Genomic DNA, 1,178 nt, shown 5'->3' with positions numbered 1-1,178 from the left:
CTTTTGCTAATTTTAAAAGCATTTCGTTAGATTCCTTTTGCTTTCCTTCTTTTCGTAGATTAATTGCCTTCTCTAATTCTTTGCACATCAAAATACAACCTCCAAGGTTTATTTCATTAGATGTCTCATACATTATCTCTTTTCCCTAATGTAAAACCATCAAAAAGCCTTCCACCAAAGGGCTGCAAGGCATGATCAACTAATTGAATGACCTGTTTCCATTTCAGAATTTATTATATTATTTTACCATTATCTATAGTAATATTATTACTATTTTGGTAATTTTATATAATAAGATATATTCTAGTAGATTGTTGGTGTTTTCAATTGACAATAAAAATTATCATCATAATTTTTCTGACTATTATTATTCATGGAACTGAGACCTTATCCTATAGTATTCGCCTTGGAGGAATAAGACTTAAGAAGATTGCAGTATCATTATCGCTTACAGGTATTGTGCTCCTTATCGCCCGTACTTCAAATATGTTTCAAGCTCCGTTATTAGGTGCTATCGTTGATAATGCAAAGATTAATGCCTCTATAGATGTACTAAAACTGTTTCGTATTGCCTTACTATCAGCTTCTGCCGGAACTCTCTTAGCATTATTTTTATATCCTACTTTTACCCGATTATCGATGCTGATGATTAAAAGATTAGAGATAGACGGTTCTGTCATTTCCATGATGAAAATGACTAATATTCATAAATTAAAAAGAACGGACACATATGTAAGGCGGCCAAGGATTCACATGCTGTATCGACTTAGAATAGGCGGAATCCCGAAACGTATTATGCTCATTAATATCATCGTTACAGCAATTTACACATCTGGAATTTTGGCTGCATTATATGCATCTGTGTTGAATCCTGGTCATAGTGCTACCTCCAATATGGCTACAGGTGTAGTAAATGGGGTAGCCACCATCCTCTTAACAATATTTCTGGACCCACAAATTGCTCTTATGACTGAACGGGCCCTTAATGATGGGGATGGGGACGACAAGATGACGAAGACGTATGCTTGGCTTATGGTGGCAAGATTCTTTGGAACGTTACTGGCACAATTTTTATTAGTCCCTTCAGCGGTTTTCATTTCATGGGTAAGTAGTGTGCTGGCTTAAGAAACGCATAACCATTTGTTAAAATTATTTCACCTAAAACAAAAGTAAGGGGA

Annotated in this window: 1 protein-coding gene; it reads left to right on the top strand. The window is 35.2% G+C overall.

What is annotated here, in order from left to right; genetic code table 11:
• The first annotated feature begins 327 nt into the window (after positions 1-327).
• A complete protein-coding gene (locus V7150_RS24160; RefSeq protein WP_335523320.1) occupies positions 328-1,125 on the top strand; it encodes a lipid II flippase family protein in 798 nt (265 codons plus the stop codon).
• The last annotated feature ends 53 nt before the right edge of the window (positions 1,126-1,178 follow it).

Origin of the sequence: Neobacillus drentensis (genome assembly GCF_036965245.1) — a bacterium.
Taxonomy (GTDB): Bacteria; Bacillota; Bacilli; order Bacillales; family Cytobacillaceae; genus Neobacillus; species Neobacillus drentensis_G.
The sequence above is the reverse complement of the archived record's forward strand: the minus strand, read 5'-3'. Positions and strand labels throughout refer to the sequence as shown.